The organism is Candidatus Zixiibacteriota bacterium, assembly GCA_026397505.1.
Taxonomy (GTDB): Bacteria; Zixibacteria; MSB-5A5; order GN15; family PGXB01; genus JAPLUR01.
Genome location: JAPLUR010000060.1, coordinates 47,136 through 70,407, shown reverse-complemented (window position 1 = coordinate 70,407; position 23,272 = coordinate 47,136). Strand labels below are relative to the sequence as shown.

27 protein-coding genes and 1 pseudogene are annotated in these 23,272 nt (G+C 51.4%); all 28 read right to left on the bottom strand.

The features are described from left to right. Window positions 1-876: a GAF domain-containing protein gene (locus NT002_06050; protein ID MCX6828830.1), complete on the bottom strand. Its 876-nt coding sequence runs from the start codon at window positions 874-876 to the stop codon at window positions 1-3. After that, a complete protein-coding gene (locus NT002_06045; protein ID MCX6828829.1) occupies window positions 866-1,462 on the bottom strand; it encodes a hypothetical protein in 597 nt (198 codons plus the stop codon). The genes NT002_06050 and NT002_06045 overlap by 11 nt, the downstream gene beginning before the upstream one ends. Further along, entirely contained in the window at window positions 1,463-2,002 is a 540-nt protein-coding gene (locus NT002_06040) for a PilZ domain-containing protein (GenBank protein ID MCX6828828.1), read from the bottom strand. Further along, window positions 1,999-2,739 (bottom strand): PilZ domain-containing protein, encoded by a 741-nt coding sequence (locus tag NT002_06035; GenBank protein ID MCX6828827.1) that lies wholly within the window; start codon window positions 2,737-2,739, stop codon window positions 1,999-2,001. The genes NT002_06040 and NT002_06035 overlap by 4 nt, the downstream gene beginning before the upstream one ends. Then, window positions 2,739-3,488 carry a flagellar brake domain-containing protein gene (locus tag NT002_06030; protein MCX6828826.1) on the bottom strand — a complete coding sequence of 250 codons (750 nt, stop codon included), beginning with the start codon at window positions 3,486-3,488 and terminating at the stop codon, window positions 2,739-2,741. The genes NT002_06035 and NT002_06030 overlap by 1 nt, the downstream gene beginning before the upstream one ends. A gap of 8 nt (window positions 3,489-3,496) precedes the next feature. Beyond that, window positions 3,497-4,681 carry a DUF2225 domain-containing protein gene (locus NT002_06025; protein ID MCX6828825.1) on the bottom strand — a complete coding sequence of 395 codons (1,185 nt, stop codon included), beginning with the start codon at window positions 4,679-4,681 and terminating at the stop codon, window positions 3,497-3,499. 2 nt (window positions 4,682-4,683) lie between these two features. Beyond that, complete coding sequence (locus tag NT002_06020; protein ID MCX6828824.1) at window positions 4,684-5,055, bottom strand: hypothetical protein; 372 nt, start codon at window positions 5,053-5,055, stop codon at window positions 4,684-4,686. A gap of 12 nt (window positions 5,056-5,067) precedes the next feature. Next, window positions 5,068-5,373 (bottom strand): hypothetical protein, encoded by a 306-nt coding sequence (locus tag NT002_06015; protein MCX6828823.1) that lies wholly within the window; start codon window positions 5,371-5,373, stop codon window positions 5,068-5,070. Window positions 5,374-5,386: 13 nt separating this feature from the next. Further along, window positions 5,387-6,265 (bottom strand): FliA/WhiG family RNA polymerase sigma factor, encoded by an 879-nt coding sequence (locus NT002_06010; protein ID MCX6828822.1) that lies wholly within the window; start codon window positions 6,263-6,265, stop codon window positions 5,387-5,389. 7 nt (window positions 6,266-6,272) lie between these two features. Continuing rightward, entirely contained in the window at window positions 6,273-7,145 is an 873-nt protein-coding gene (locus NT002_06005) for an AAA family ATPase (GenBank protein ID MCX6828821.1), read from the bottom strand. Then, window positions 7,135-8,265, bottom strand: a complete 1,131-nt coding sequence (locus NT002_06000) for a hypothetical protein (protein MCX6828820.1) — start codon at window positions 8,263-8,265, stop codon at window positions 7,135-7,137. The genes NT002_06005 and NT002_06000 overlap by 11 nt, the downstream gene beginning before the upstream one ends. Further along, entirely contained in the window at window positions 8,255-10,330 is a 2,076-nt protein-coding gene (flhA, locus tag NT002_05995; GenBank protein MCX6828819.1) for a flagellar biosynthesis protein FlhA, read from the bottom strand. The genes NT002_06000 and flhA overlap by 11 nt, the downstream gene beginning before the upstream one ends. A 3-nt stretch (window positions 10,331-10,333) precedes the next feature. Further along, window positions 10,334-11,401: a flagellar biosynthesis protein FlhB gene (gene flhB / locus NT002_05990; GenBank protein ID MCX6828818.1), complete on the bottom strand. Its 1,068-nt coding sequence runs from the start codon at window positions 11,399-11,401 to the stop codon at window positions 10,334-10,336. Window positions 11,402-11,410: 9 nt separating this feature from the next. Next, entirely contained in the window at window positions 11,411-12,199 is a 789-nt protein-coding gene (gene fliR, locus NT002_05985) for a flagellar biosynthetic protein FliR (GenBank protein ID MCX6828817.1), read from the bottom strand. A gap of 198 nt (window positions 12,200-12,397) precedes the next feature. Next, on the bottom strand, window positions 12,398-12,661 hold the full coding sequence (fliQ, locus tag NT002_05980) for a flagellar biosynthesis protein FliQ (GenBank protein ID MCX6828816.1): 264 nt from the start codon (window positions 12,659-12,661) through the stop codon (window positions 12,398-12,400). 13 nt (window positions 12,662-12,674) lie between these two features. Beyond that, window positions 12,675-13,421 carry a flagellar type III secretion system pore protein FliP gene (gene fliP, locus NT002_05975; GenBank protein MCX6828815.1) on the bottom strand — a complete coding sequence of 249 codons (747 nt, stop codon included), beginning with the start codon at window positions 13,419-13,421 and terminating at the stop codon, window positions 12,675-12,677. A 90-nt stretch (window positions 13,422-13,511) separates the two neighbouring features. Continuing rightward, window positions 13,512-14,093 (bottom strand): flagellar biosynthetic protein FliO, encoded by a 582-nt coding sequence (gene fliO, locus NT002_05970; GenBank protein MCX6828814.1) that lies wholly within the window; start codon window positions 14,091-14,093, stop codon window positions 13,512-13,514. Next, a pseudogene (gene fliN / locus NT002_05965) lies at window positions 14,090-14,326 on the bottom strand (flagellar motor switch protein FliN). The gene fliO and the pseudogene fliN overlap by 4 nt, the downstream one beginning before the upstream one ends. Next, window positions 14,281-14,409, bottom strand: a complete 129-nt coding sequence (locus NT002_05960; GenBank protein MCX6828813.1) for a hypothetical protein — start codon at window positions 14,407-14,409, stop codon at window positions 14,281-14,283. Before NT002_05960 ends, fliN begins: the two are co-directional and overlap by 46 nt. Before the next feature lie 10 nt (window positions 14,410-14,419). Further along, window positions 14,420-15,412 carry a flagellar motor switch protein FliM gene (gene fliM / locus NT002_05955; protein MCX6828812.1) on the bottom strand — a complete coding sequence of 331 codons (993 nt, stop codon included), beginning with the start codon at window positions 15,410-15,412 and terminating at the stop codon, window positions 14,420-14,422. A gap of 22 nt (window positions 15,413-15,434) precedes the next feature. Beyond that, a complete protein-coding gene (locus NT002_05950; GenBank protein ID MCX6828811.1) occupies window positions 15,435-16,001 on the bottom strand; it encodes a flagellar basal body-associated FliL family protein in 567 nt (188 codons plus the stop codon). A gap of 1 nt (window position 16,002) precedes the next feature. Beyond that, window positions 16,003-16,224 carry a flagellar FlbD family protein gene (locus tag NT002_05945; protein MCX6828810.1) on the bottom strand — a complete coding sequence of 74 codons (222 nt, stop codon included), beginning with the start codon at window positions 16,222-16,224 and terminating at the stop codon, window positions 16,003-16,005. 14 nt (window positions 16,225-16,238) lie between these two features. Further along, window positions 16,239-18,206, bottom strand: coding sequence for a flagellar hook-basal body complex protein (locus NT002_05940; protein MCX6828809.1), 1,968 nt, complete (start codon window positions 18,204-18,206; stop codon window positions 16,239-16,241). Between the two features lie 98 nt (window positions 18,207-18,304). Further along, the gene (locus NT002_05935; GenBank protein ID MCX6828808.1) at window positions 18,305-18,688 is read right to left on the bottom strand and encodes a flagellar biosynthesis protein; all 384 of its coding nucleotides are present in this window, start codon (window positions 18,686-18,688) and stop codon (window positions 18,305-18,307) included. Window positions 18,689-18,702: 14 nt separating this feature from the next. Next, the gene (locus NT002_05930) at window positions 18,703-19,383 is read right to left on the bottom strand and encodes a hypothetical protein (protein ID MCX6828807.1); all 681 of its coding nucleotides are present in this window, start codon (window positions 19,381-19,383) and stop codon (window positions 18,703-18,705) included. Window positions 19,384-19,392: 9 nt separating this feature from the next. Beyond that, complete coding sequence (locus tag NT002_05925) at window positions 19,393-20,748, bottom strand: flagellar hook-length control protein FliK (protein MCX6828806.1); 1,356 nt, start codon at window positions 20,746-20,748, stop codon at window positions 19,393-19,395. Window positions 20,749-21,028: 280 nt separating this feature from the next. Next, window positions 21,029-21,727, bottom strand: coding sequence for a hypothetical protein (locus tag NT002_05920; protein MCX6828805.1), 699 nt, complete (start codon window positions 21,725-21,727; stop codon window positions 21,029-21,031). Window positions 21,728-21,945: 218 nt separating this feature from the next. Further along, window positions 21,946-23,226, bottom strand: coding sequence for a tRNA (N(6)-L-threonylcarbamoyladenosine(37)-C(2))-methylthiotransferase MtaB (gene mtaB / locus NT002_05915; GenBank protein MCX6828804.1), 1,281 nt, complete (start codon window positions 23,224-23,226; stop codon window positions 21,946-21,948). Between the last annotated feature and the right edge of the window lie 46 nt (window positions 23,227-23,272).

Sequence of the window (23,272 nt, the reverse complement as noted above, 5' to 3'; positions counted from 1 at the left end):
CTAAACTCCCGCCGGTGATTTCTGATAGTTTATGATGTTAGAATTCTTGTCTTTACTGTCGCTTGACTCTGCGGCCAATTCCTCAATTTGCAGCAGACGGCGATTGATCTCGGCGATTTTGAGCGATTCGCTCTCAATCCGCCGCAGCCGCTCCACCGTTCCCGGCTCGAGATCCTTATCAAGGTAGAGCAAACACTGGATATTCCCGATTATGACCGACAGAGGATTATTAATTTCGTGATTTATTGAGACCGCCAAGCGCCCCGCTCGTTCCAGTTTATTTTCGACCGGATCATTCGCCGGGACACCCTTCAGTTCATTCTGAATTTTACGCAACTCCTGTTCCTTACGCTCCAATTGCTTTTGATATATCATGCGCTCAATCGAGACCGCTATCTGATCGCCCACTATGGAAAGCAACTGTAGATCCTTCTCCATGAAAAAGTCGGTCTGACTGTGGGCGAAATCGATGACGCCGATTAGTTTCTCTTCCACCATAAGGGGAATAAAGAGAAAGGAGCTTCTGGCCAGTTCGGGCGGGCGATCCTTATTTTTTATATGGGATAAAAGTATCGGTTTCTTCTGCTGAGCGGCCCAGGCGGACATACCGGTTCCGAAATCGAAACGAACGAAGTCGATCGGTTCGACCTTGTCTCCCAACGAAACCACCTCATCCAATCCCTTTTTTCTTTTATCATAGAGATAGAGCGTGGCGGAATCAAAGGGAATCACTTCCTGTATCAATTCCAGTAGCTTGCGGAAAGTGGCTTTGCCGGGAGGTTCTTTGCGCATCAGCAAGGCCACCCGGGCCACCAGATTAATCTTATTCCAGAAGCTGTGGGTTGAATCTTCGATTTTACCCTTTTTATTTGCCAAGGTGATTATCCTTTATGATCTTTGCAATTTCTTCCAGCAGCCGCCCGGCGGCGCTCTCCTCAAGGCGGTTGAAAAGGTTGACCTTCTCATCCGCCGGAAGGATCAGCGCGGGATCATTGACATCATCTTCAAGAAATTGCCACTGGTTGGAGGCTTTCAACTCATACTCAATTCGATCCATCTTAATTGTTTTCCCTCGGGCAAGATCAATCACTCTCAAAGTCGCCGTCAGGACGCCGTAAATCCGATACCGACAGACAGCCAGTGGTATGATGGTCCGTTTTTTCCGGATAATATCCATTTTCTCAACAGACACATCGACCAGATACCTGCCTCCCAAATTTCGGCCCAGGTTGATGAGCTGATTGAGATCGGCCGGAACAGTCTGATCGGAATACAGTTTCACGATCGGGACACTGCTGATGGCCGAAAGGTAGAGATTAAGTTTTTCGCTCAGGTGCGGATCGGCATAAGGGCAGGCGGGCTGATTGATATTCAGAATAATGCCGTCGCCGGCCACGGCCGGTGTTATCGCCGCCAACAGAAGAAAAACAAATTCCGCCAGTTTCAGATGCCTGGGAAACATTTACTCACCGCCTTTCGATACTTTCCGGCGGTAAACATACTTATTGACGACATGTTGGACTCTTTCATCAAATGCGGCCATCTCTTTGGGAAGAATCTCAAGTTCGCTTTCGGAAAGAAAATCCCTGAGATACTCCCGCGAAACAAATTCCACTCCCACAAGCCATCCGTCGCCTTCTGCCTCCGCTCTTTTGATTACCCCGATTATGTTGTCCAGGACTTCTATATCCTGAAGCGTCATTTTCATGGAGACAATCGTTCCTTCCTCAAACGGCGCGTCGGTTTCCAGCAGGAGCCCACCGGCCGACAGGTTCAGGAGATGACCACTATATAACGCGCCGTCTCCTCCGGGATAGAATTTTCCCGCATGATCTTTCAGAATGGCAAGACCCACCGGCCCTGAAATTTGCAATCGGATATAGCGCCTTTCGTGGTCTTTGTGCAATTTAAAAGGCAGTTTCACCGCGGTGATAGTATCATCGGCGGCGATTTCGCCCGGGTACTTTGATTGAGTTGCATCCATGAACTTGCTCCTTTTCATTCCATTAAACTCTTTAAATTTTCGGTCAAATAGTTTGCCAGTTCGGTTCGTTTCTTTTCGTCGAAGTCAAAAAACTTGAGCGGCAGATTCCGCAGCAGATTTCGGGGAAGTTTCTCAAAGCAGCTTTCGCGAACCACAAACTCGATTCCGAGACAGTTTTTGTTGCCATCGCTGCGACGGCGATGGCGGATTCTTCCCACCATCAGTTTCGGCAGGACAAAATCATCGAGAATCAGGTGCAGAACCGTGAATTCCTCAGTGGTCGGTAACAAGGGCACATTGATCAGCATACCGCCGCCGGAGATATTGACGGTGCTGGTTTCCAGCCACTTCATCCGGCTGAGCCGGACATAGCCGATACTACTGTCATCAAACAGGGTCAGCCGGACATCCCTCGCGAGATTGACACGTACAAATTGCCGGCGGACCTGAGGGTTGACATTGAGTGCAATCGGTATCTGGAGACGTCCGGCGCGAGGAACCGATATGCGGGAAACAAACTCCACCGGTTCACCCTTATAGTCGAAAAAGACTTCGATTTTCTGATTGTTGATTAATTGGTCGATGCGTCCGCAGGAGCCGGAGCGGTCGATCACGAGATTATTATCCGTCACCGCCAGAATTTTCGTGCTCAACATTTGGCCGGGAAATTGTTCAGTGCGAATCTTTATTTCCCGGCCGACCAATTTGGAGTAGTCAATTTCGCGGCTGTTGATAACAATAATCTCGGTATCCATCAGATTAATCCTTTTTGACGTTCTTTTACCTGCTGCTCGAAAATGAACTTCACCATTTTATTCTGAACCTGGGTCGTGAATCCTTTGATCTGTCCGGGTAACTGATCAATCTCTCGCTGCGAAAAGCACTTGGGCAGTTTACGATCGGTGATAAACTCCAATCCGGCAAAGCGCCCGTCCTCGATTCTTATAATGCGGCAGCAGAGAGCACCGAGCAGCCGAGGAATCCCCAACATTTCGTATCTGCCCATTTTTACCAGCAGAAGGTCGCCTTTCTGAACAGGTGTATCAACCTTCATCAAGAGGCCGCCGGCCGAAACATTGGATGAATACGAATTGAACCATTTGATTTCCCCCATATGGAGGCTGCCGTTGGAATTTTTCAACAGGGCATATTTCAGGTCCAGACGCATATCGACTCGGACAAACTGCCGTCTCTGAACGCGCTCCACCTGTCCGATGGTATGCAGCAGAATTTGACTGTCGATGCGACCGGGCAGAGTTTTGAGAAGTGCCGAAAAGCGGTACAGTGCATCGGGCCGCATGAAATGAACATACACTTTCGAATTGGCGGTCAGCAACGTATGGCCGCCGACAAAATCCGGTTTGGTGATAATCAACCCTTGCGGGCCGAAATCCTCCACCCGCGAGACATAGGTTCCTTCCTCGCCCTCGCGGCCGACTACCAGTTCAATCCGATCCCAGAGGTTCAGAGGCAGTCTGCTTGTATGTCGTTCCGTTTTCAGCATGGCCAATATCAGACCGCTTTCGCCTCGGCCAGATTGCTTCGGCCCTGTTCGATCGCCAACTCCAGTATCTTTCTGGCCAGAGCGGTTCGGCTCTGGTCGCCCTTATTCCGGTAAATGAATTCCTGCCCGTTACGAATGGTGGTATTGAAATATTCGCGGGCCAGGTCATAGTCGCCGATTCTTCGCGAGAGCTCGGCGATGAGGTAAGACGCTTGAATCTGCTGATTGCCTTCGCCGATATCGCGCCCATCCTCGTACGCCTGCTTATAATAACGGGCCGCGAATGTAATCGCTTCCCGCTCGTTGGTCGGGACACGATCCCATTGGGCGGCCAGGCCGGTCAGGAAATCATAAAATGACCGATGATTATGAAATCCGGGATTAGCATCATCATCGCCCGAACCGAGAGCCTGTTTCTTCTGCTCTTGTAAGATTGCCTCCAGAGTGTCAATCTTGCCGTCGATCAGAGCCATTAACTCCCGGAGTGACGAAAATTCGTGGTCATATTTATCTTTCATGGGGTACAGCATCGATTTCATTTCGGCGGAGATCTGAACATCCTCGAACTGTTGCGCCACCGCCTGCTCGAAGTGGTGCGCTTTCTCGACAACCGCCGCCACCGAATCTTTCAGCAGGGAGTACTTGCTGCCGATATCGGTCATATACCCTTTAATGGCCTGGCGGTTAGTATTTTCTCCCCCCTCCATCTCGCGGAAAACCCAGCCGATTCTCAAATAGAAGCGTCCCAGATCAAGATCAACCGGCTTATCATTCAGCAATTCATCCTGGATAGCCAAAAGAAATTTAAGGATAGCGGTTTCGTTGGGATGACGATTGCCGTCAAGTTCCTGGCCGATGGCCTTGATAACAGAGTCGGCCTGGGCCAGAAGGTCGAGATGTTTTTCCTTGATGGTTTTGACCCGATAAGTTTTGAAATATGAATCTTCTTTCCATTCCTTGAAGCTGTTGTTGAATTCCCGGCTGTAGAAACAGTTGCTGCAGGTGGCGATAAAATAGAGGAGGGGATTGTAGGCCTGGTAGCGCGGGTTGCGCCACTTTCTTCCCGTGGGACAGAAATCGGTATCGCGTCCTGTTTCGGCATACGCCCCCACCCGAATGGTTTCAAATTCATTCAATGTCTTGCAGATCGGGCACTCTACCTTTGTGAGAAAAAAAGGTGATTCCGTCGCCATTACTAACTCCTTGCCAATCCTTGAAGATTCAAGTTCTGTTTCATCTCCATGGCCTGTCGCAGAATCTCCTGGCGATTGCGGGTTCGACTGTCCCCTTTTGGGGCAGGAACTTTGTTATCGGCCGGCGGCCGGTGCCGTTCGCTCTTGAAATCGACAAATTCGAAATCTCTTGAGCGGACCGACGAGCGCGTTTCCGCCGGCAACGACACACCCGTATCGGACAATGAGAGGCCGGGGGAGGCGAGGGAGATATTCTTCTTCTGTTTTCCGGTGAATAATGAATAGACGAGAGCCGTCAGGATTCCGGCGGCCATAAAGCCGGCGAAATTCAATCCGATATCAATCAATTGCTCGGTCGAAAATCCTATTTCCATATTTTCCTTTCTTCAGGCTTTCAAGTCCAAATGCGGCGTCGGCGGGGTTTTCTCGTCCTCTTCTGCCTCTTCCTCCGGACCATCATCCTTCTTCCTATCCTTTTTCTTTTCTTGCTTGTTCTGTTTATCTTTGTTTATGATCACCAGATCGCTTTTTTCGGTCTCGTGGGTTCTTTCGGTATCGACATTGGTTTTTTCCTTAAGGGCTGCGGCCACCTGCCGCTGTTCCATTTCGGAGTGAGCCTTCTGCATCTGGCTGAGCTTTCCGGCCACCTCCGCTTTGGATAAAGCATCTGAAAGTTCCACCGGCCGTATCATACAACCTGCTTTCTCAACCGCTCAAGGCGAATCTCTCCCGAATCATTCCGCGCAGTTTAAGGACCGCCTTGGTATGTATCTGCGACACTCTTGATTCCGAAATCGTCATAACCTCGCCGATTTCCTTGAGTGTCAGTTCTTCAAAATAATAGAGCGCAATGACCAATTTTTCCTGTTCGGTGAGACGATCGATGGCGGTCACGAGGAATGCCCGCAATTCGCTCTTTTCCAGATCTCCCAGCGCCGTGGCCCGCGAATCATCGCGCACCGTTTCGATTCGGGGCACCTGATGATTGTCTTCTTCCCGATAAATGGTCTCGTCCAGCGAGAGAAGGGACGAACCACTGACATCTCCTTTGGCCAGCATAAGTTCCTCTATCGTGCAACCGAGTTTTTGAGCCAGTTCGGCATCATTGGGCGGGCGACCGTAATCATTCTCCAGACTCAAAATCGCCCGCTCGATTTCGCGGGCGCGAGCGCGGGTGGAACGCGGCACCCAGTCGAGAGCGCGCAACTCATCCAGGATGGCGCCTCTTATCCGCGGAACGGCATAAGTTTCGAATTTTACTCCACGCTGCGGATCAAAGTTGCCGAAAGCCTCCACCAGGCCGATTACTCCCGTATTGATCAGGTCCGATAACTCCACCGACCGGGGAAAACCAATGGCCATCCTTCCGGCAACATTGCGCACCAGAGGAAGGTACTGCCGCAGCAACCGGGCACGTACTTCCGGACTGGCGTCACGCTGATAGCGCAACCAGTCTATTGATGGTTCCGACGCTTTCTTGATCGGTTTTTCCGGTTCGGACGGTGCTTGGTACACGGAAATGCGCCTGGTTTTTCCCTGGCTCTTCACTTCACGTTTCGCTCGAATTTTTCTCGTGCTAATCATTTGAATGCTATTCCTTTATATCGGCTAGAATCCTTTGAGAATTTATATTTCCGGTTAAATTGACACGATTATACTCGGCCCCGTTTGCCCTTTCACCCCGAAGCAGATTTCTTAGAGACAGAAGCCCGTCCATGGCCGGTGAGGCCGGCGCCAATCCGATTAGCGGTTTCTGTTGCGCCACCGATGTGACAATTGCATCATCCTCAAGGAGATAGCCGCCGTCGTACGGCAGAATCCCAAGAAACCGCTCGGCCGTGACCGCCAATTTCTGATATATATACTCATGATCATTGCTGTTCGTGACACGATTGATCAATAAATGCACAGCGATATTTTTATTGCATTTTGCAAGATACTTGAAAAGGCCATACGAATCGGCAATCGAGGTTAGCTCGGGATTGACAACGATGATATTGGTATCGGACGTGCATGCCGCAAGACGAATCAGATCGATCAGGCCCGAGGGGGTATCGAGGATAACAAAATCGTAGACGTGGAAAAGAGAACGAATATCCGCCGCAAAATGCGCAAACGATCCGGCTTCAAAATCCTGGGGGTCGACGGCGCATGAGGGTGAGGCAATCAAATGCAGATTGTTATTGACTTCCGTTAGCGCCTTTTCTGCATCATTACGATTTCCGGTGACATCCAGCAGGGTGCCCCGAGGCGTTACGTTGGCAAGAATATGCTGATTTCCGAAATACCAGTCGGTGTCGATAAGCAGGCATTTTTCATCGGCCTCGGCCATGGTCGCGGCCAGGTTGAAAGCGATGGTCGATTTCCCAACGCCCCCTTTTCCGGAAAGCAATGAAACCAGATGGGGTCCCCTCTTCTCCGGGATGCCTTCATGATAATATTCGGCCAGACGATTAATCTTCATAGCCGGCCTCCTCTACTTTCAATATCCTGCGGGCGATAACAGCCGGATCAACCGTCTTCAACAGCCCCATCCCACCGGGTGAATCAGCCAGATAGGCCAGCGGAATATCCAGATACCGCATCATGGTAAGAATGCCGCCCCAGCGCGGAGTCTCATCAAGATGCCCCGCGATGAGATAGTTGGGCGCCAGAGACTCAAAGAGGTTGATGGAATCGATCAGATCGCGCGATCGGGTGCAAACCGAGAAGCATAAGAAAAGGAGATCGGGACTGATTTCGCTTATTTTCTTCATCAGTTCCATATGTTGCTCCTCGCGGCCGTTGAGCGAGGGGGTATCAATCAGAAGGATTGAGTCCTTTTTATGTTTCTTTTCCGACCGCCCCGAAATATCAAGCGGAACGCCCAGTATGTCGGCATACCCGCTGATCTCCTCGTAAGCGGAAACTTTGATATTATCGAGCGAGGAGAGCGTGACTTTCTTATTGAGACCGGAGGAAAGCAGGGCGGCCATTTTGGCCAGAGCGGAGGTTTTTCCGGCGCCGCTCGGCCCGACAAAAACCACCCGCATACCCGGCTCAATCGGAACTTCGTCGGCCGTGTACTTTTTTAATTCCTGAAGGAGGATTTTGTAAGCGGCCAGTTCCGCCGCTTCCGAGGTCAGTCTGGTTTCGACCTCGTCAGCCAATTCACGGGCGATCTCGACCGGAATATCGGCATCGATGAGATTGAGATAGATCGGCCGGACTCTCCGGTCGATCTCGCCCATTGAATCCGCGGTACGCTGAGAATTGAGAATGCAATCGAGTTTCTTTTCCAGCATTACGGCGAAATCAATGGGGTCGGATGTCGCCGATAAGTGCGACAATGATCCAGCTTTTTCAACCGGTTCATTCCGGTTAGACTTTATTTCCGGCCGTGGTTTTGTTTCCTTTTTGGCCGGTCTGGGTGCCAGAGCGCTTTCATCGATGCAGGCGGTCACCTCGACGCGGTCTCCTCCCTGCACTGTTTCGGTGACCGGACAGAGACGGGTCTTGAGAATCACGGCACTATTGCCCAATTCCTCTTTGATTATCTTGAGCGCGCCTGCTACGGTGGGAGCTGTGAATGATTTAATTATCATCGCCAATTCTCACTGTTCCGATGGAGATGACCTCCACATTGTTGGTAATTTCATTGTAAGAGAGCACTATCAGGCCGGAATAGGCGGCCTCGGTCAAACGTTTTAGAGCGAGCCTGATATTGGGGGAGCAGAGGCAGATCGGATTATGTCCTTCCGTGGTTATACGCTCAATCTGCCGTCCGAAAGCCTTCAATAGTTTTTCCGAATCGGCCGGTGCAATTACCAGCATCAGTCCCTGCTTGGTGTTCTGCACGGCGTCGGTAAGCATCTGTTCAATAGTCGGATCGATGGTAAAGACATGAATGCGGTTGTCTTTATCACGATGCATATTAGTTATCTGCCGTTTCAGCGCCATTCTCACATATTCTGCGAGAACATCAGTTTCTTTGGTGACGGGGTAATAATCGGTAATGGTTTCCACAATGGCGGCCAGGTCGCGAATAGGAATCCGTTCGGTGAGAAGCACCTGAAGCACGCGCTGGATGGCCGAAAGAGGCACCACGGACGGGATAACATCATTCACCAGCGAGGGATGGTCCTCCTTGAGAGTATCTATCAGATGAGCCACATCCTGGCGGCTGAGTAATTCGGCCGCATAGATCTTGATTGTCTCAGTGAGATGTGTCGCCAGTACGGCCGAGGGTATGACGGTGGTGTACCCGCGCGACTCGGCCAGTTCTTTCAAGTTGGGAATAATCCAGGTCGCCCCCAAGCCAAAAGCCGGCTCATTGGTGGCGAATCCTTCCAATTCATCCTGAACATATCCGGGATTGATGGCCAGGACATGGTCTAGCATCAATTCGTAGCCCGCGATATTTATGCCTTTGACTTTAATACGGTACTGATTGGGCTGAAGCTGGACATTGTCGCGGATACGAATGGGTGGGACAATAACACCCATTTCCGACGCCAGCTGGCGACGAATGGTCGAGACGCGATCGAGCAGGTCACCGCCCTGACTGGCATCGACCAGAGGAATAAGGCCGTAACCGATTTCAACTTCGAGGGAATCGACTTTGAGAAGATCCTCGGTGCGCTCCGGCGGGGCATTTGCGCCCTTCTGCGCCAACTGTCTATCATCATCCACTTTCTTTTTCTTCAGGTTTTCGTTGGTGATATATCCGATCGCGCCGACCACAGCTCCCAAGAGGACAAAGGGCAGGGTCGGCATACCGGGCACAATGCCGAACAGCACCAACATCGAGGCCGCAATCATTATGGCGCGCGGTTGTTTCACCAGTTGATTGGTGAGATCGCTGCCCATATTCGATGTCGACGCGGCCCGGGTGACAATGATGCCGGCGGCGGTGGAAACGATCAGCGCCGGTATCTGAGTGACCAGACCGTCGCCCACCGACAGAAGCGTATAGGTGCGCAGAGCATCGGAGACCGTTTTCCCCTGCATCAGAATGCCGATGATGAATCCGCCGACCACGTTAACCATGGTGATAAGGATGCCGGCGATAGCATCGCCGCGGACGAACTTGGAGGCGCCATCCATGGCGCCGTAAAAGTCGGCTTCGCGGGCAATCTCTTCGCGACGGCGGCGGGCCTCCTGGTCATCGATTAATCCGGCGTTGAGGTCGGCATCGATGGCCATCTGCTTTCCGGGCATGGCATCGAGAGTGAACCGTGCGGCCACTTCCGAGATGCGTCCGGCCCCCTTGGTGATAACGACAAACTGAATGATGACCAGAATTATGAAGATGATAAAGCCCACGACATAATTGCCGCGGACAACGAAATTTCCGAAAGAGTTGATGACTTCGCCGGCGTATCCGTTGCCCAGAATCAGACGGGTCGAGGCGACATTCAACGCCAGCCGCATCAGCGTAACTATTAAAAGCATGCCGGGGAAAACCGAGAGTTCGAGCGGCCGGGTGATATAAAGGGTGGTCAAAAGGATAACCAGCGAGAAAGTTATATTGAAAGCCAGAGCGAAATCGAGGAATCCGGGCGGCACCGGTATCACCAGAACCCCGATGGTCCCGATGACAAAAACCGCCAGGATTATATCCGAGCGCTTCATGAGATTGCTAAGCAGGGAATTGCCTTCAAACGCCATTTCTTAAACTCCCACTCCCTTAAGCCGGTACACATAGGCCAGCACCTCGGCTACGGCGCGGTACAACTTAGCCGGAACATACGAGCCGACCTCGCACATGCTGAAAAGGGCCCGCGCCAGCGGCGGATTCTCGACGACCGGCACTTCCGCCTCACGCGCGATCTCTTTAATTTTCTCCGCAATCAGCCTTTCGCCTTTGGCAACGACCATGGGCGCATCCATCTCCGTCGAATTGTACTTGAGCGCGACTGCTATATGGGTCGGGTTGGTCACGACAACATCGGCATTGGGGATTTCCTGCATCATTCGCCGGCGGGACATCTCCCGCTGTATCTGTCGCACCCGCGCCTTGATCTGCGGTGAACCCTCGGTGTCTTTATATTCATCCCGGATATCCTGCTTGCTCATCCGGATTGATTTTTCGAAATCAAATTTCTGGTAGGCATAATCGAATATGGCCAGCACCAGCATAACCGCTCCAATTTGAAGCGTGGTTTTGAGTGCCATCTGCCCCATGGCGCCGGCAAAGACACCCACCGAGTTATCCGAGAGGAGGAAGAAGGAATCCATCTGGGCGGTGATAGCCTTGTAACCCACAAAGCCTATCAGTATGACCTTGGCGGTGTCGCGGATAAGCTCAACCAGCGAACGCGCCGAGAAAAGCTTCTTGATGCCGGTGGCGATATTCAGTTTGTCCAGTTTCGGTTCGAGCGGCTTGCCGGTGAAAAGGAATCCCACCTGCATGACATTGATTCCATACGCCACCACCATCAGGACCAGAAGAATCGGCCCCAGCAGAAAGAAGAAGGTCATTACTTTCGAAGTGAGAAGCGCCACCATGGTATCATAATCGGGATGCATACGCGGTGCTTCCTGAAATATGAAGATCATAAACTGCTTCAACTGCGAAACCAGAATGGGCCCCATGAAATAGAGGGCGACTGCACCAAGACAAAGAATCACGGCCGAGTTAAGCTCGGCGGAGCGGGCGACTTTCCCTTCCTCGCGCGCCTTTTCGCGGCGGCGCGGGGTCGCTTGTTCGGTGCGTTCCTGGAATTGCTCTTCAGCCATATTAACCTATCATGCGGTGCCAATGTTGTGAAGCAGCCGGATCACTTCCATATCGAGATAACCAATCGATTTTTCGATTATGAATCTGAAAACCGGCAGAGATATCGCCAGAATCAAAAAGCCGATGCCGATTTTTAGGGGGATACCGACAATAAATATATTCATCTGCGGCACAGTGCGAGCCACCACGCCAAGCGCCACTTCCGTTAAGAAGAGAGTGATTACCACCGGCGCCGAAATCTTGATGGCCATGACAAAGGCATATGAGGACAGGCGGATGATATTTTCACCGGCCGGTCCGGAGAAATTGAAAACGCCCACGGGAATCATTCGATAACTGTCGGCAAAGGCGGAGATGATGGCATGATGTCCGTCAATGGACAGAAATATCAACGACGCTATCAAAACCCAGAACTCGCCGACAATCGAGACTTCACTCCCGAACTCGGGATCGAGCACATTGCCGATAGCCAGACCAATCTGATAACCGACAATGCCCCCGCCCATCTGGATCGCCAGAAAAAGGAGTGAGAAGAAAAAGCCGATGATGAAGCCGATCAACATCTCTTTGGCGGCCAGAACGGCCAGCAGCCAGATTGAATTGACCGGCTCGAGCGACACCTGTGAGGCGACCGGAATAAGAATGATGGCCAGGATTATGGCCAGCCCCGCCTTGACCAACGGCGGCAGCACGCGATGCCCCAGTATTGGAGCGGAGATAAAGAGCCCGGCGGCCCGAAAGGATACCAGAAGGAGTATCTGAAGTTTGGCGGCGCTGTATGTTACGAATTCAAACAAATCTTTTTACCTACAGTACGGGTTATTCGTCAAGACTTTAATCAAGTCTTATGCCGGTCTGCAGGCGCGCCCGGAGGCGCTTTAAGTCGTTGATTTAATGAAGTTTAGAAAGAGAGTTAAAAAGGCCGGCGGCCCGGCGAAGCTGAGATGCGGAAAATAATACCGGACGAGACAGAAATATTTTCAGAAAGGCTTTTTTCATAAGGTTGAAATCATTCCATACATTCGCTGGGTGAATTCCACCAGCGTGCTGATAATCCAGGGGAGAAAAAGGAGCAAAGAAACCGCCACCACGATAATCTTGGGAATGAAGGTCAGCGTCATTTCGTGAATCTGGGTGATCGCCTGAAGGATGGAAATTATGAGCCCGATAAGCAGCCCTGAAATCAGCATCGGGGCCGAAACCAGAAGCATGGTGATAATCGCATCGCGGGCGATTGTGACAATCAATTCCGGAGTCATCTATCTGTCCTTCCTAATGAAATGATTCCACCAGAGATTTTACCAGCAGATACCAGCCGTCCACGAGAACAAAAAGCAGAATCTTGAACGGCAGGGCCACGATGGTCGGTGGCAGCATCATCATACCCATCGCCATAAGAACCGAAGCGACAATCATGTCAATAATCAGGAATGGAACAAATACCAGAAAGGCTATTTGGAAACCGGTGCGAAGCTCTGAAAGGACAAAACCGGGAATCAGAATATGCAGCGGCACATCCGCCGGTGTATTGGGTCGCGGCAAATTGGCCAGGTTGATAAAGAGAGCCAGGTCTTTCTCCCGCGTCTGGGCCAACATGAATTTGCGGAAAGGTTCAATTCCCTTGTTGAAGGCCTCTTCCTTGCCGATTTTTTCCTCCAGATACGGCTTCAATCCCTCGTTGTACGCCTTATTGGCCATCGGACTCATAATGAAAAATGTCAAAATCAGGGCCAATGAGATTAATAACTGGTTCGGGGGCAACTGCTGGGTGCCGATCGCCTGCCGCAGAAATCCCAGGACGACTACGATCCGAACGAACGAGGTGATCATCAATATAATCGAGGGTGCCAATGTCAGAACGGTCAGGACAAGGACAATTTGCAGCGTGGCCGATAGGTCACCCGGTTTGGATGACTGCCCCACTTCAACCGATACCTTGGGGATCGCCTGCGCCTGGGCGCTTGAAAATGCCAGGGCAAGCAGGATGATAAACGTTAAGATGCCAATTCTCTTTTTCATATCCTATGAAACCGTGCAATCCTATTTGTCCGGCTTAAGCCGGGTTAATTGACAGCGGCCGTCCTGGCCGCAGAGTGAAAACAGAAAAATCTAAGAGTTCTGTGACCTCCCGAAACTGAATACTTTGAAACGCTCTTTTGCCTCACTCAAGACATTTCTGAAACCGGCCGATGATTTTTCCGCATTGGCCGCCGAAAGCACTCTGGCGGTCTCATCACCATCCAATTCCGCCAGCGGGGTAATGCCGCTTTCGGTGATACCGATCAGGACGGCCCGGTCGGAGAAACGGACCAGAGAAACCGATTTTTTCTGCGCCACATAGGTGGTCTCGAGAACCTCCAGTACCCGATGGCCGCGATTGGCCGAAAGCTTGGATCCCATCATCTTCCGCAGCATAAACAGAAAGGCATAAATGGCCCCCACGACCACAATCAGGGCGCCGACCAGCTTGGCCATTGAAAGAAACACCGTCTCATTATCGGCACGCTTATCAACCGGGTTGATCGTACCGGCCGCTGTACCAGTACTGTCCGTTTGCACCAGATAGCTTTTCGTTGTGTCCGACGGGTCCGCAGTCACATGACCGAACCTCGTTAGCATCAGCAGGCCCAGAATCACCACCGCCAGAATGATCGCCAGCGTTACGGCTCTGGTTTTGGGATTGGCTTTCATTGCAGATTCTTGATTCTTTCTTCGGGCGAAATCAATTGCGTAATCCGCAACCCGAAATTCTCTTCCACAACTACCACCTCGCCGCGGGCGACACACTTTTGATTGACCAGAAGGTCGACCGGCTCGCCGACCAGCTTGTCCAGTTCCACGACCGAACCGGGTCCCAGAGCGAGCAGATCGGAGATGCTCATCTTGGCCCGCCCCAGTTCGATTGAGACAGGAAGATCGACATCAAGTCAAGAGGCTTATCTTCTTCCGCAGGCGGTCCCGCCTGAATCTCCTCTTCGGGCATCTTCAAATCGTTTTTTTCGTCCATGTTTTTGTCTTCACTCCTTTCCTATTCCGGAATGTAATTGAATAATCTGACAGGCTCTCCTCTTCCCGAAAAGGCCGGGGCGACATACGAATTTTCTCCGTTGGGCCACAAGCAGTTCAATCGGATTGTTGATCTTATGGTCGGTGGTCATCACATCGCCGACCTGCAGGCTGACAAAATCACGCAGCTTCAATTTGGTTCGGGCCAGTATGACTGCCAACGGCACCGGCACCGGCATCAGATTGTCGCGATTTATATCCCGGTTCTCGCGGAGATTTTTCCGCTTGGTAGCGTCAATCCAGTTCTGGGCGGAGAGTTTTCCCAAAACCGACTCCAGGGAAACATAGGGATAGCAAATGGTCAAAAGACCGGTCGTACTGAAAAGCTTGATTTGAATCGAAATCACAATGACCGTCTCATTGGCCGGGACAATCTGGATGAACTGGGGATTGCTCTCGAATGACTTCTGTTCGATGGTTATCGGCACGATCTTCGACCAGGAGTTTTCCAGATCGCGGTAAATTCTCTGCGCGATTTTCGACATCACCAGCCGTTCGATTCCGGTCAACTCCCGTTCGATTTCCAGGTTTTTTTCTCCACCGCCGAACATCCGGTCGATAAAGGCGAAAGCCAGGGCGGGATTGAAATCCATAATGCACAGCCCTTCCAGCGGCGGCGCCGTGAAAGTATAGGTGCATGAGGGAGAAACCAGAGACATGACATACTCCGAATAGTTGATCTGGTCGACCGACACAAGGTCGACATCAACCATGCTTCGCAGCATCGCCGACATGGTCGAACTGATATGCCCGGCGAAAGTATCATGCATGTTCTCCAGAGTCCGGACCTGGTCTTTGGAAACCCGATTGGGATGCTTGAAGTCATAGTTGACCACCGAACGCATCTGCTCCGATTTCCCGATGACCGGTTCCGGGTCGGGCGTATTCGACGACACGGTCGTCAAGAGGGCATCAATCTCATCCTGTGTCAGTATTTTGGCCAAGGAAACTGTCTCCTGTTACCTGTCATTGAAGGATAAAATCGGTGAAATAGACCGCCGCCAGATCATCAATCTTCAAGAGCTGCTCGACGCGCTTTTTGATCTGATAACGGGTGATCTCTTTCTGCTTGGAATCGGACAACTGTTCGATCGTTTTCGACCCGAGAATGGTTATCAGGGCATCGCGGATAAGCGGCTGGCGTTCCTCAAACAGCCGGGCCGTTTCGGGCGAGCCGATTTCGAAACCGATCGAGACCGATAGAAATCTCGTTCCCGAGGTGCCGGCCGGGTTGACAATGATATCATCCAGATTGACCACCGAGCCAGCTCCTTCTGACTCTTCCTTCTTATCAGTTTTCTTTTCAGTCTTTTTCTCTTCGCTCTTTTTTTCAGCACTGGCCGTCTCCTGCCTGGTGACTTTTCCCGAAGAACGGAAAAAGCTCGTCCCAACAAAGTAGCCGGCCACGATCATGACCAGACTGATGGCCGCATAGATTGCCAGAGGAGGGATTTTCCTTCGGGCCTTTTCTTTTCCGCCATCCTCGGCGGCCATTGCGTCATTAAGTTCTACATTTTCCTTTTTCGGGGGCATCTCAATGCTCCTCCATTTTATCATTCATCGACAATCGATCGGACCCGGTGGCCAGCCTGCGAAAGGCGGCCACCCTCCTGATAATCTCATCGGGAGCTTCCTTGACCATTATCTTCTTGCCGTCGGTCAGACTGATAATAGTATCGGGGCTCGATTCGACAAATTCGATCAGATCGTCGTTAATCACGATTTCCGCGTTATTTAATCGGGTCACTTTAATCATCTAACCGTTTCCCATTACCTCTTGAGGTTGACCAGTTCATCCAACATATTGTCGGAGGTGGTGATGATTCTGGCGTTGGCCTGAAATCCTCTCTGAGCCGTGATCATATTGGTAAATTCCTGGGCTATATCGACCGAGGAAGCCTCCAGCGCACCCGAGGAAATCGTTCCCGAGATGGTCTCGCCGGCCACGCCCTCGATAGCCTGGCCAGAGTTGGCCGAGGCCTGATAGAGCGAGCGACCCGCCTTGAGCAGACCGGCATGGTTGTTGAAATCGGCAATGATTATCTGCGCCAGGACACGGCTGACACCATTCGTGAAAATCCCGGAGATATTACCGGACTTATCAATGGATATCTTGTCGAGAATCCCCAGTCCATAACCATCCTGGGTCATAACCGAGGCGGTATGGGGCGAGGCGAATCCGGTTAGACCGTCATATCGGCCGGTTGTACCGGAATCGATGGCGATATTGACCGGGGCCGCGCCGTTATTGGGATTGAATGTCAGCGAGGTGGCGCCGCCGATATAATTGAAGGAAAGCATTGAGCCATCCTCATTAAATCGAACCGTCCCGCTGCCGCCGTCCACTACGGTCTCATTGCCGTTAAAAGATGCCGACCAGGTCCACTCGTTGGGATTGACCGATTTAAGAAATTCCAGAGTAAGCGCATGCTTGCCGCCCTGCGAGTCATAGACCGTAATCGACATAGCATGAGTGGTGTTAGCCGTATTGATTACGGCGGTTCCGGCGTTCAACCCATTAAGGCTGCTCACCTCAACGCCGCCGGCACCCAAACCCGACACGCCCACCGCTAATCCGGTCACGTCATCGACCACGATTCCCAGCGTCTGGCCCGGAAGGGCCGAGCCGCCGGTCGGCGTGAAACTATCAGTGCAACTGAAAGTGTTATTCGTCCCGCTATTGGCCAGGAATGTTGCGCCAATGGGATTAAAGATTACTCCCACAATATTGCCGCCGATCGCAACACCGCTGCCATTCAGGGTTACCGCTGAAGTCGAAGACTCAATATTAAAATCCGCACCTGAGCCGGCTTTGGTTCTGGTAATTTCGATTTCTCCTCCCACCAGTTGAGCATGTACGCCGCTTATCTGATTGATGGCGGAAATGAGATCATTAATGGTGGAATCCACGGTCAGGCCGGAGACGGTGTCGATACGACTGCCGTTGTCACGGGAGAGAGTAAACCCGGTGGCATCGGTCACTCCCAAACTGGTCAGGGTTGTACCCCCCGACAGTACCGCACCGGGATTGCCGAAGCCGTCATCGGCCACATTGTTGCCGGTAAAAGACGAATTGGTAGCCTGGTTCCCGGTGATATCCAGACGATGCACGCCGCCGGCGCCGTTAATGGCGGTACCGGTGACGGTGTCAATATTTGTCGTGCTGACCGATACCATGGTAGCCGCCGAATCGGTCGCCACCGAATTCAGGTTATTCCCGAGAGCAATCTGGGTGGTCATGCGAGCCGGGTCCTGCTGGCCGAAAGGCATGGTAACATTGCCGACCGTTGCGGTCGAAGGAATATTGCCGTTGGCATCGGCCATCTTCCCCTGCACAAAAAGACCGGTTGAAGGGTCAACCAGATTCGAGTTGGCGTCGAATCCGAAAGAACCGGCGCGCGTATAATACCGGCCGGTGTTATCGGCGAGGACAAAGAAACCCGAACCCTGAAGAGCCATGTCGGTTATCTGTCCCGTGGTTTCCAATCCTCCCTGCTGAAAGAGATTGTCGATTGTCGCCACCGTCATACCCAATCCCAGCTGGATCGGGTTGGTGCCGCCGGAAATCGATGAAGGTCTTCCGGCTCCCTTGTACGTCTGCACCAGGGCTTCCTGAAAATTAACCCGACCCGCTTTGTAACCGATCGTGTTGACATTGGCAATGTTGTCGCCGATTACATTCATTCTGACTTGGTGGTTTCGGAGTCCCGAAACGCCGGCAAATAGTGATGCCATCATAGGAGTACATCCTCCTTACCGTTTGGTAAGGCCTCCCCGTTTCGATACGGGGGCCAGCCTCGGTTAGTGTGTATTGTTACATTGTTCATTTTCTTCTCCTACAGGACAATGGCCGAATCAATGGCGGTGATAACCCCTTCCCGCAGATTCTCCCGCCCGAAAGCTGTGATAATAGTGCGATTGGGAATGGAAACCACATAGGCCGCCGATTCATCCAGTATCAAAGTCTCGCGTGAGCCTTTTCCGGCGGCTTTATCGATCGCCGCGGAAAGCTCGGCCATCTTGGTATCCGATAGTTCAATGCCGCGCGAATGAAGGCGCTCGCGGGCATGCTTGGAAATGTTTATTTGCGTGGCCTTGACCAGCTCCTGCGAGAAACTGTTCTTGGCCGCTTTTCCGGTGGCAACCGTTTTCGGCATTATCCGGCCGCGGTTGACTATGTCCAGAAGATTCACTTCCCGATTATAATTGTCGACTTGCATAATCAGTCTGCTCCTCAACCATTCGCTTCGTTTATGGCGCTGATATCGCTCAGAGGAATCTCCAGCCCGTTGACCTGCAGGAAGGCCGAGCCTTCGCGATAAACCACACCGTTGACTCGTCCTGTAACAAAGGTTGATGGTGTTATTTTGGTTCCTCCAACCGATTCACCGGAAATCTCTATGGTATAGTATCCCGAGGAAACTCGTTTTCCGGTTTCATCCTTGCCGTCCCAGACGACCGATGACTGGCCCGGGGGAACATCATTCTGGGTGAGCGTCCGTATTACCGTTCCATCGGCGTTCTTTATTTCCACTTTGATATGAGCGGCTTGCTCGGTTGTAGTGTAGTTGATCATGGGGCGATTGTCATCGCTTAGGTAAACACCGCTGTAGGTCGCTTTCACTTCCTTGCCGATCAGCCCGGTGGCCATGGTGTTGTTTATTGTCTGCATCTGCATAAGGTCCCACTGCTGGGAATTTACCAGAGCGTTATTGAGATTCTGCAACTGCTCCAGAGAGGAAAACTGCGCCAGTTCGGCGATAAAAGCCTCATCCTCCATCGGCTTCATGGGGTCCTGATAAGTCAGCTTGGTGACCAGCAGCTTGAGAAAATCGTCTTTATCCAGCGACTTCATGCTGCCGGTTGACAACGCCTTGCCGTTACTGTCAACGCCAACCGGTGATATGATACCCATTGCTTCCTCCTATATTACCCAGTTCACACCCGCGGCCGTGATATACATCAGGTTGCGGGAGATATTTTCCGAACGATTCAAAGATTCCCCGGCGGAATCGTACTCTTTTCTGTTACGGCCCCTGGCTTTAAGATCTCCGGCGGAGCGGCTGTGCGCAAAGCGGTTTCCCGCATGCTCCCCGCTGAGGGATACCTGAAAAGCATCAAGTCTGATTCCCTGACGAGCCAGCTGGTCATAGAGCTTGTCCAGGTTGGTCTCGACCACGGCGCGGGCGGCGGAGTTCTCGACCACCAGTCTTCCCGTAATCGAGTCATGCTGAGAAGTCAGAGTCAATCGTACATTTCCCAGATGCTCCGGCTCCATCTTGATGATAATTGTCCGGCCCTGCTTCAGGTCGGTTTCGCGCACTTCCGGAGGCAGGACAAAACGAACAGCGGTCATCTCCGAAGTCGGCGTATTATCCGCGATCGGCACTCCTTTAACCGCCGGCATGATGACAGCTTTATCCGTACCGGTGACCGCGGGACTGCCCTTAATGACAGGTTCCGTCAGTTCAAGAAATTCCCGATTTTGATTTAAAGTATTGGCAGCACTCTCTGGTGCGGTTACCTCAGAAATTACACCCTCAGGGAGAGCTGTTTTCCCCTCAGAAACAGCCACACCCTGTGGGGAGAGATTGCCGCCTTTCCTTATATTTAAGGAAATGGGAACCGTATCATTCGAAGGCGTTTGCATCAATCCGGTTATGACGGACTTGTCATTTAGAAAAAGAACCCCCTTTGGAATCACGCCCTTATTCATAGAGCTATCATCAGGATTGGCTTCAATTATATTTGATTGGTTAATATTGATTTCACTGTTATTCGCTTTAGCAAAATTGGCGGCACCTGAATCTATTGTGGTAATATTCACTTCCTTAATCTTCAGTCCCTCCTCGACAATTGATAGCATAGGTGCATGGGGATTTTCATGGAGCGGCAAAGTGTCCGTGCGAAATATGAATCCCCGCGATACTTGATCGGTCGGAACGCTTTTCAAATCTGGTGTTATCATGCCACTTTCCGAAAGGCCTAAAAGCCTCCCCACATTATATTGCTGTGGGGAAGTTTTCCCCAAATTTTGATGAGATGTCAGGAAAAGATTCTTCATGATCGGCTTTGTACCGTTCTGCTTGGAAACCAGAGGACCGTCGGCGGTTTCAAAGCAATTGCCTGCAAACATAGGGACCAGCGGAGCGGAAACGGCATTATCCAGGCCCTGAAGCAACTGTGCCTCACCAGCCTCGGGATTGGGGCTTATCATTGCGAGACCGTCAAAGAGAAGTTCTTCGGGAACTGATCCATTCCCACCAGAAGAGGCCGGCATCAAAGCCGGTGCAATAAATAAGGGTGTCTTTGTTTCAGGTATGATTGACACCGGAATAGGATTTTGGAATAGTGCCGGTGAGTTCCCTTGCGGCTTTCTCGTATCCATTAGGGAAACGCTCTGGCCGGCTTTATTCGATGACAATCCCTCAAATAGCAATTGGGTGAAATCCGGAGCCGAAGCGACCTTCTCTGTTGCCGGTACCGGGCCTATATTAATGCCGGTGACGGACGCGCTCAGGAGAGCCAGGGGATCGATTATTTGAGGGACAGTATTCATCTTACTTTTCTACCACCGAAATAAGTTGTGTCGAAATAAGAGCCGCCCGTTTGGGAGGGAGAAGCGCCAGCAACTTGGCGGCATTGGCTGCTTTCATGCGAGGGAGAATCGCCACTACCATCGAATCATCAAGATTCTCAAACAATTTGGCTACTTCTTCGGGACGCATCCCATCATAAAGACGGGCCAAGCTGACCATCCGCGCTGATTCCACCTGTTGCAGTTTCTGAAGACCCTGGTTGACTTTGGCATCCAGCATCTCCAGTTCTTTCTTCTTATTTTCAATTGTGGTTTTTTCTTCTTCCAGCCTGGCAACTTGTTTCTGTATCCAATTCAGTGTGTCCGATGAGTCGCGGGCGGCCGACGGTGAGCTGCCTGCTTTCTTCTCGGGATCATAATTAAGAAAAGCCAATTCCTTCATGATTGCGACGGTGTCGATTTTGAGGGACCCTGAATCATCTGACGAAAGTTGCTCGGAAATGGAATCGGCCTTGAGGTTGGCCGTATCGGAAGGTGTCCCCTCCAGACCTGTTATAGCAGATGGCTTCTGAAAAAACAGCGAGGAAACGGCGGTCGAAATAACGAACAGGGCGAGGGCTATTAATGTCGGCAGAAGGTACTTTTTCAGGCTGCCCAGTTGCAGCTTCCTTCCCGCGCGCTCATCGGGGGCTATTTCATTTATATCTTTTTTTTCTTCCATATATTCCAAGGCATATTTACATTTTGCCGAAGGATATTTTAGCACGGGGCGTGCCGCAAACGGTGCCGGCGAGCCAATTACATGAGAATCAATGGATTACGACAGAAAGAAAATCTCGGCATAAGGGCCGAAATTCAGGCCTGTAATGAAAATTTTTCCCGAATAAGGGCAAAATCTTCTTTGAAGAGTTAAGAGGATTAAATGAAAAATGACAGCATTTATGACTTGATTTCACCAATCAGATGCCTGTCATTGGCACCGGTAATTTTCATTTTGATTATCTCTTTGGTTCCACCGCGTCCGGCCGGAAGAGCAACCTTCAGATAATTATCGGTTATCCCCCAGAAATGGTCCCCCCTTTCGGCGCGATGCTCCGATATGGCATAAGCGGTTTCCCCTATTTCTCTTTTAAGCGCCTTCGCATATTGCTCACCGGATATACCGTGGAGTATTTCATTTCTCTCTTTGATGACACGTGAATGGATTTTGTCCGGCAATGAAGCAGCAGCGGTGCCGGGACGATCGGAGTAAGAAAAGACATGAAGATAATCTATCAGACCGGATTGAACGGCCTTGATCGTCTGCTGATAATCATCTTCCGTTTCTCCCGGAAAGCCTACTATAATGTCGGCGCCGATAACGATGCGGCCGATTTCTCCTCCGGCCAGACGCAGTTTCTCCAGATATGATTGTATATCATAGGGGCGGCGCATAATCTTAAGAATTCTATCGGAGCCTGATTGAAGCGGGATATGCAGATGGCGGCAGACCCTTTGCCCTCCCTCGATCATAACAGCTATCAATACGGGGCTGACTTCCTGCGGCTCTATTGATGACAGCCGCAGGCGGGCGACCTGAGTTTCCGCTAGAATATGTCGGATGAGTTCAGCGGGCGAGCCAATCCGGTCGTAACGATATTGCCCCAGATGCACGCCGGTCAAGACAATTTCCTTAAATCCGTGCGAAACGAGATGATCAATTTCCGCTATTATCTCCCCAGGCGGGCGATTGACCAGCCTGCCTCGTACCATGGGAACAATGCAGAAAGAGCAATTCTGATTGCACCCGTCGCCGACTTTTACCCAGGCGCGGTTGTGCCTGTGAAAATCGGAAAGCAATGGAGCCTGGGCGGATTCAGAAATATTTTCAAAAAGCTCCGGGAATTTTCTTCTAAGAATGCCCGCGATTTCCTCCTTTTCTTCATTATCAATGACCAGATCGACCCCATTGAGATTTGTCACCATTTCTCTTTCAGCGGTGACATAACATCCGACCACCACGATGCGGGCCTGATTATGATGCTTGATGGTTTTCGAAATGGCCCGTCGGCAACTGGCATCAGCCCGCCCGGTGACCGTGCAGGTATTGATAATATAAAGATCGGCCGCATCTTCAAAAGGAACCCGCACCAAGCCGCAGGCGGCCAGTGTGGCGGCTATCCGCTCGGTTTCGTACTGATTCAGGCGGCAGCCGATTGTCTCCAGAGCCACTTTCTTCATATCAGAATCGATTATACAAAAAGTGAGCGGCAAATCACTTGCCGCT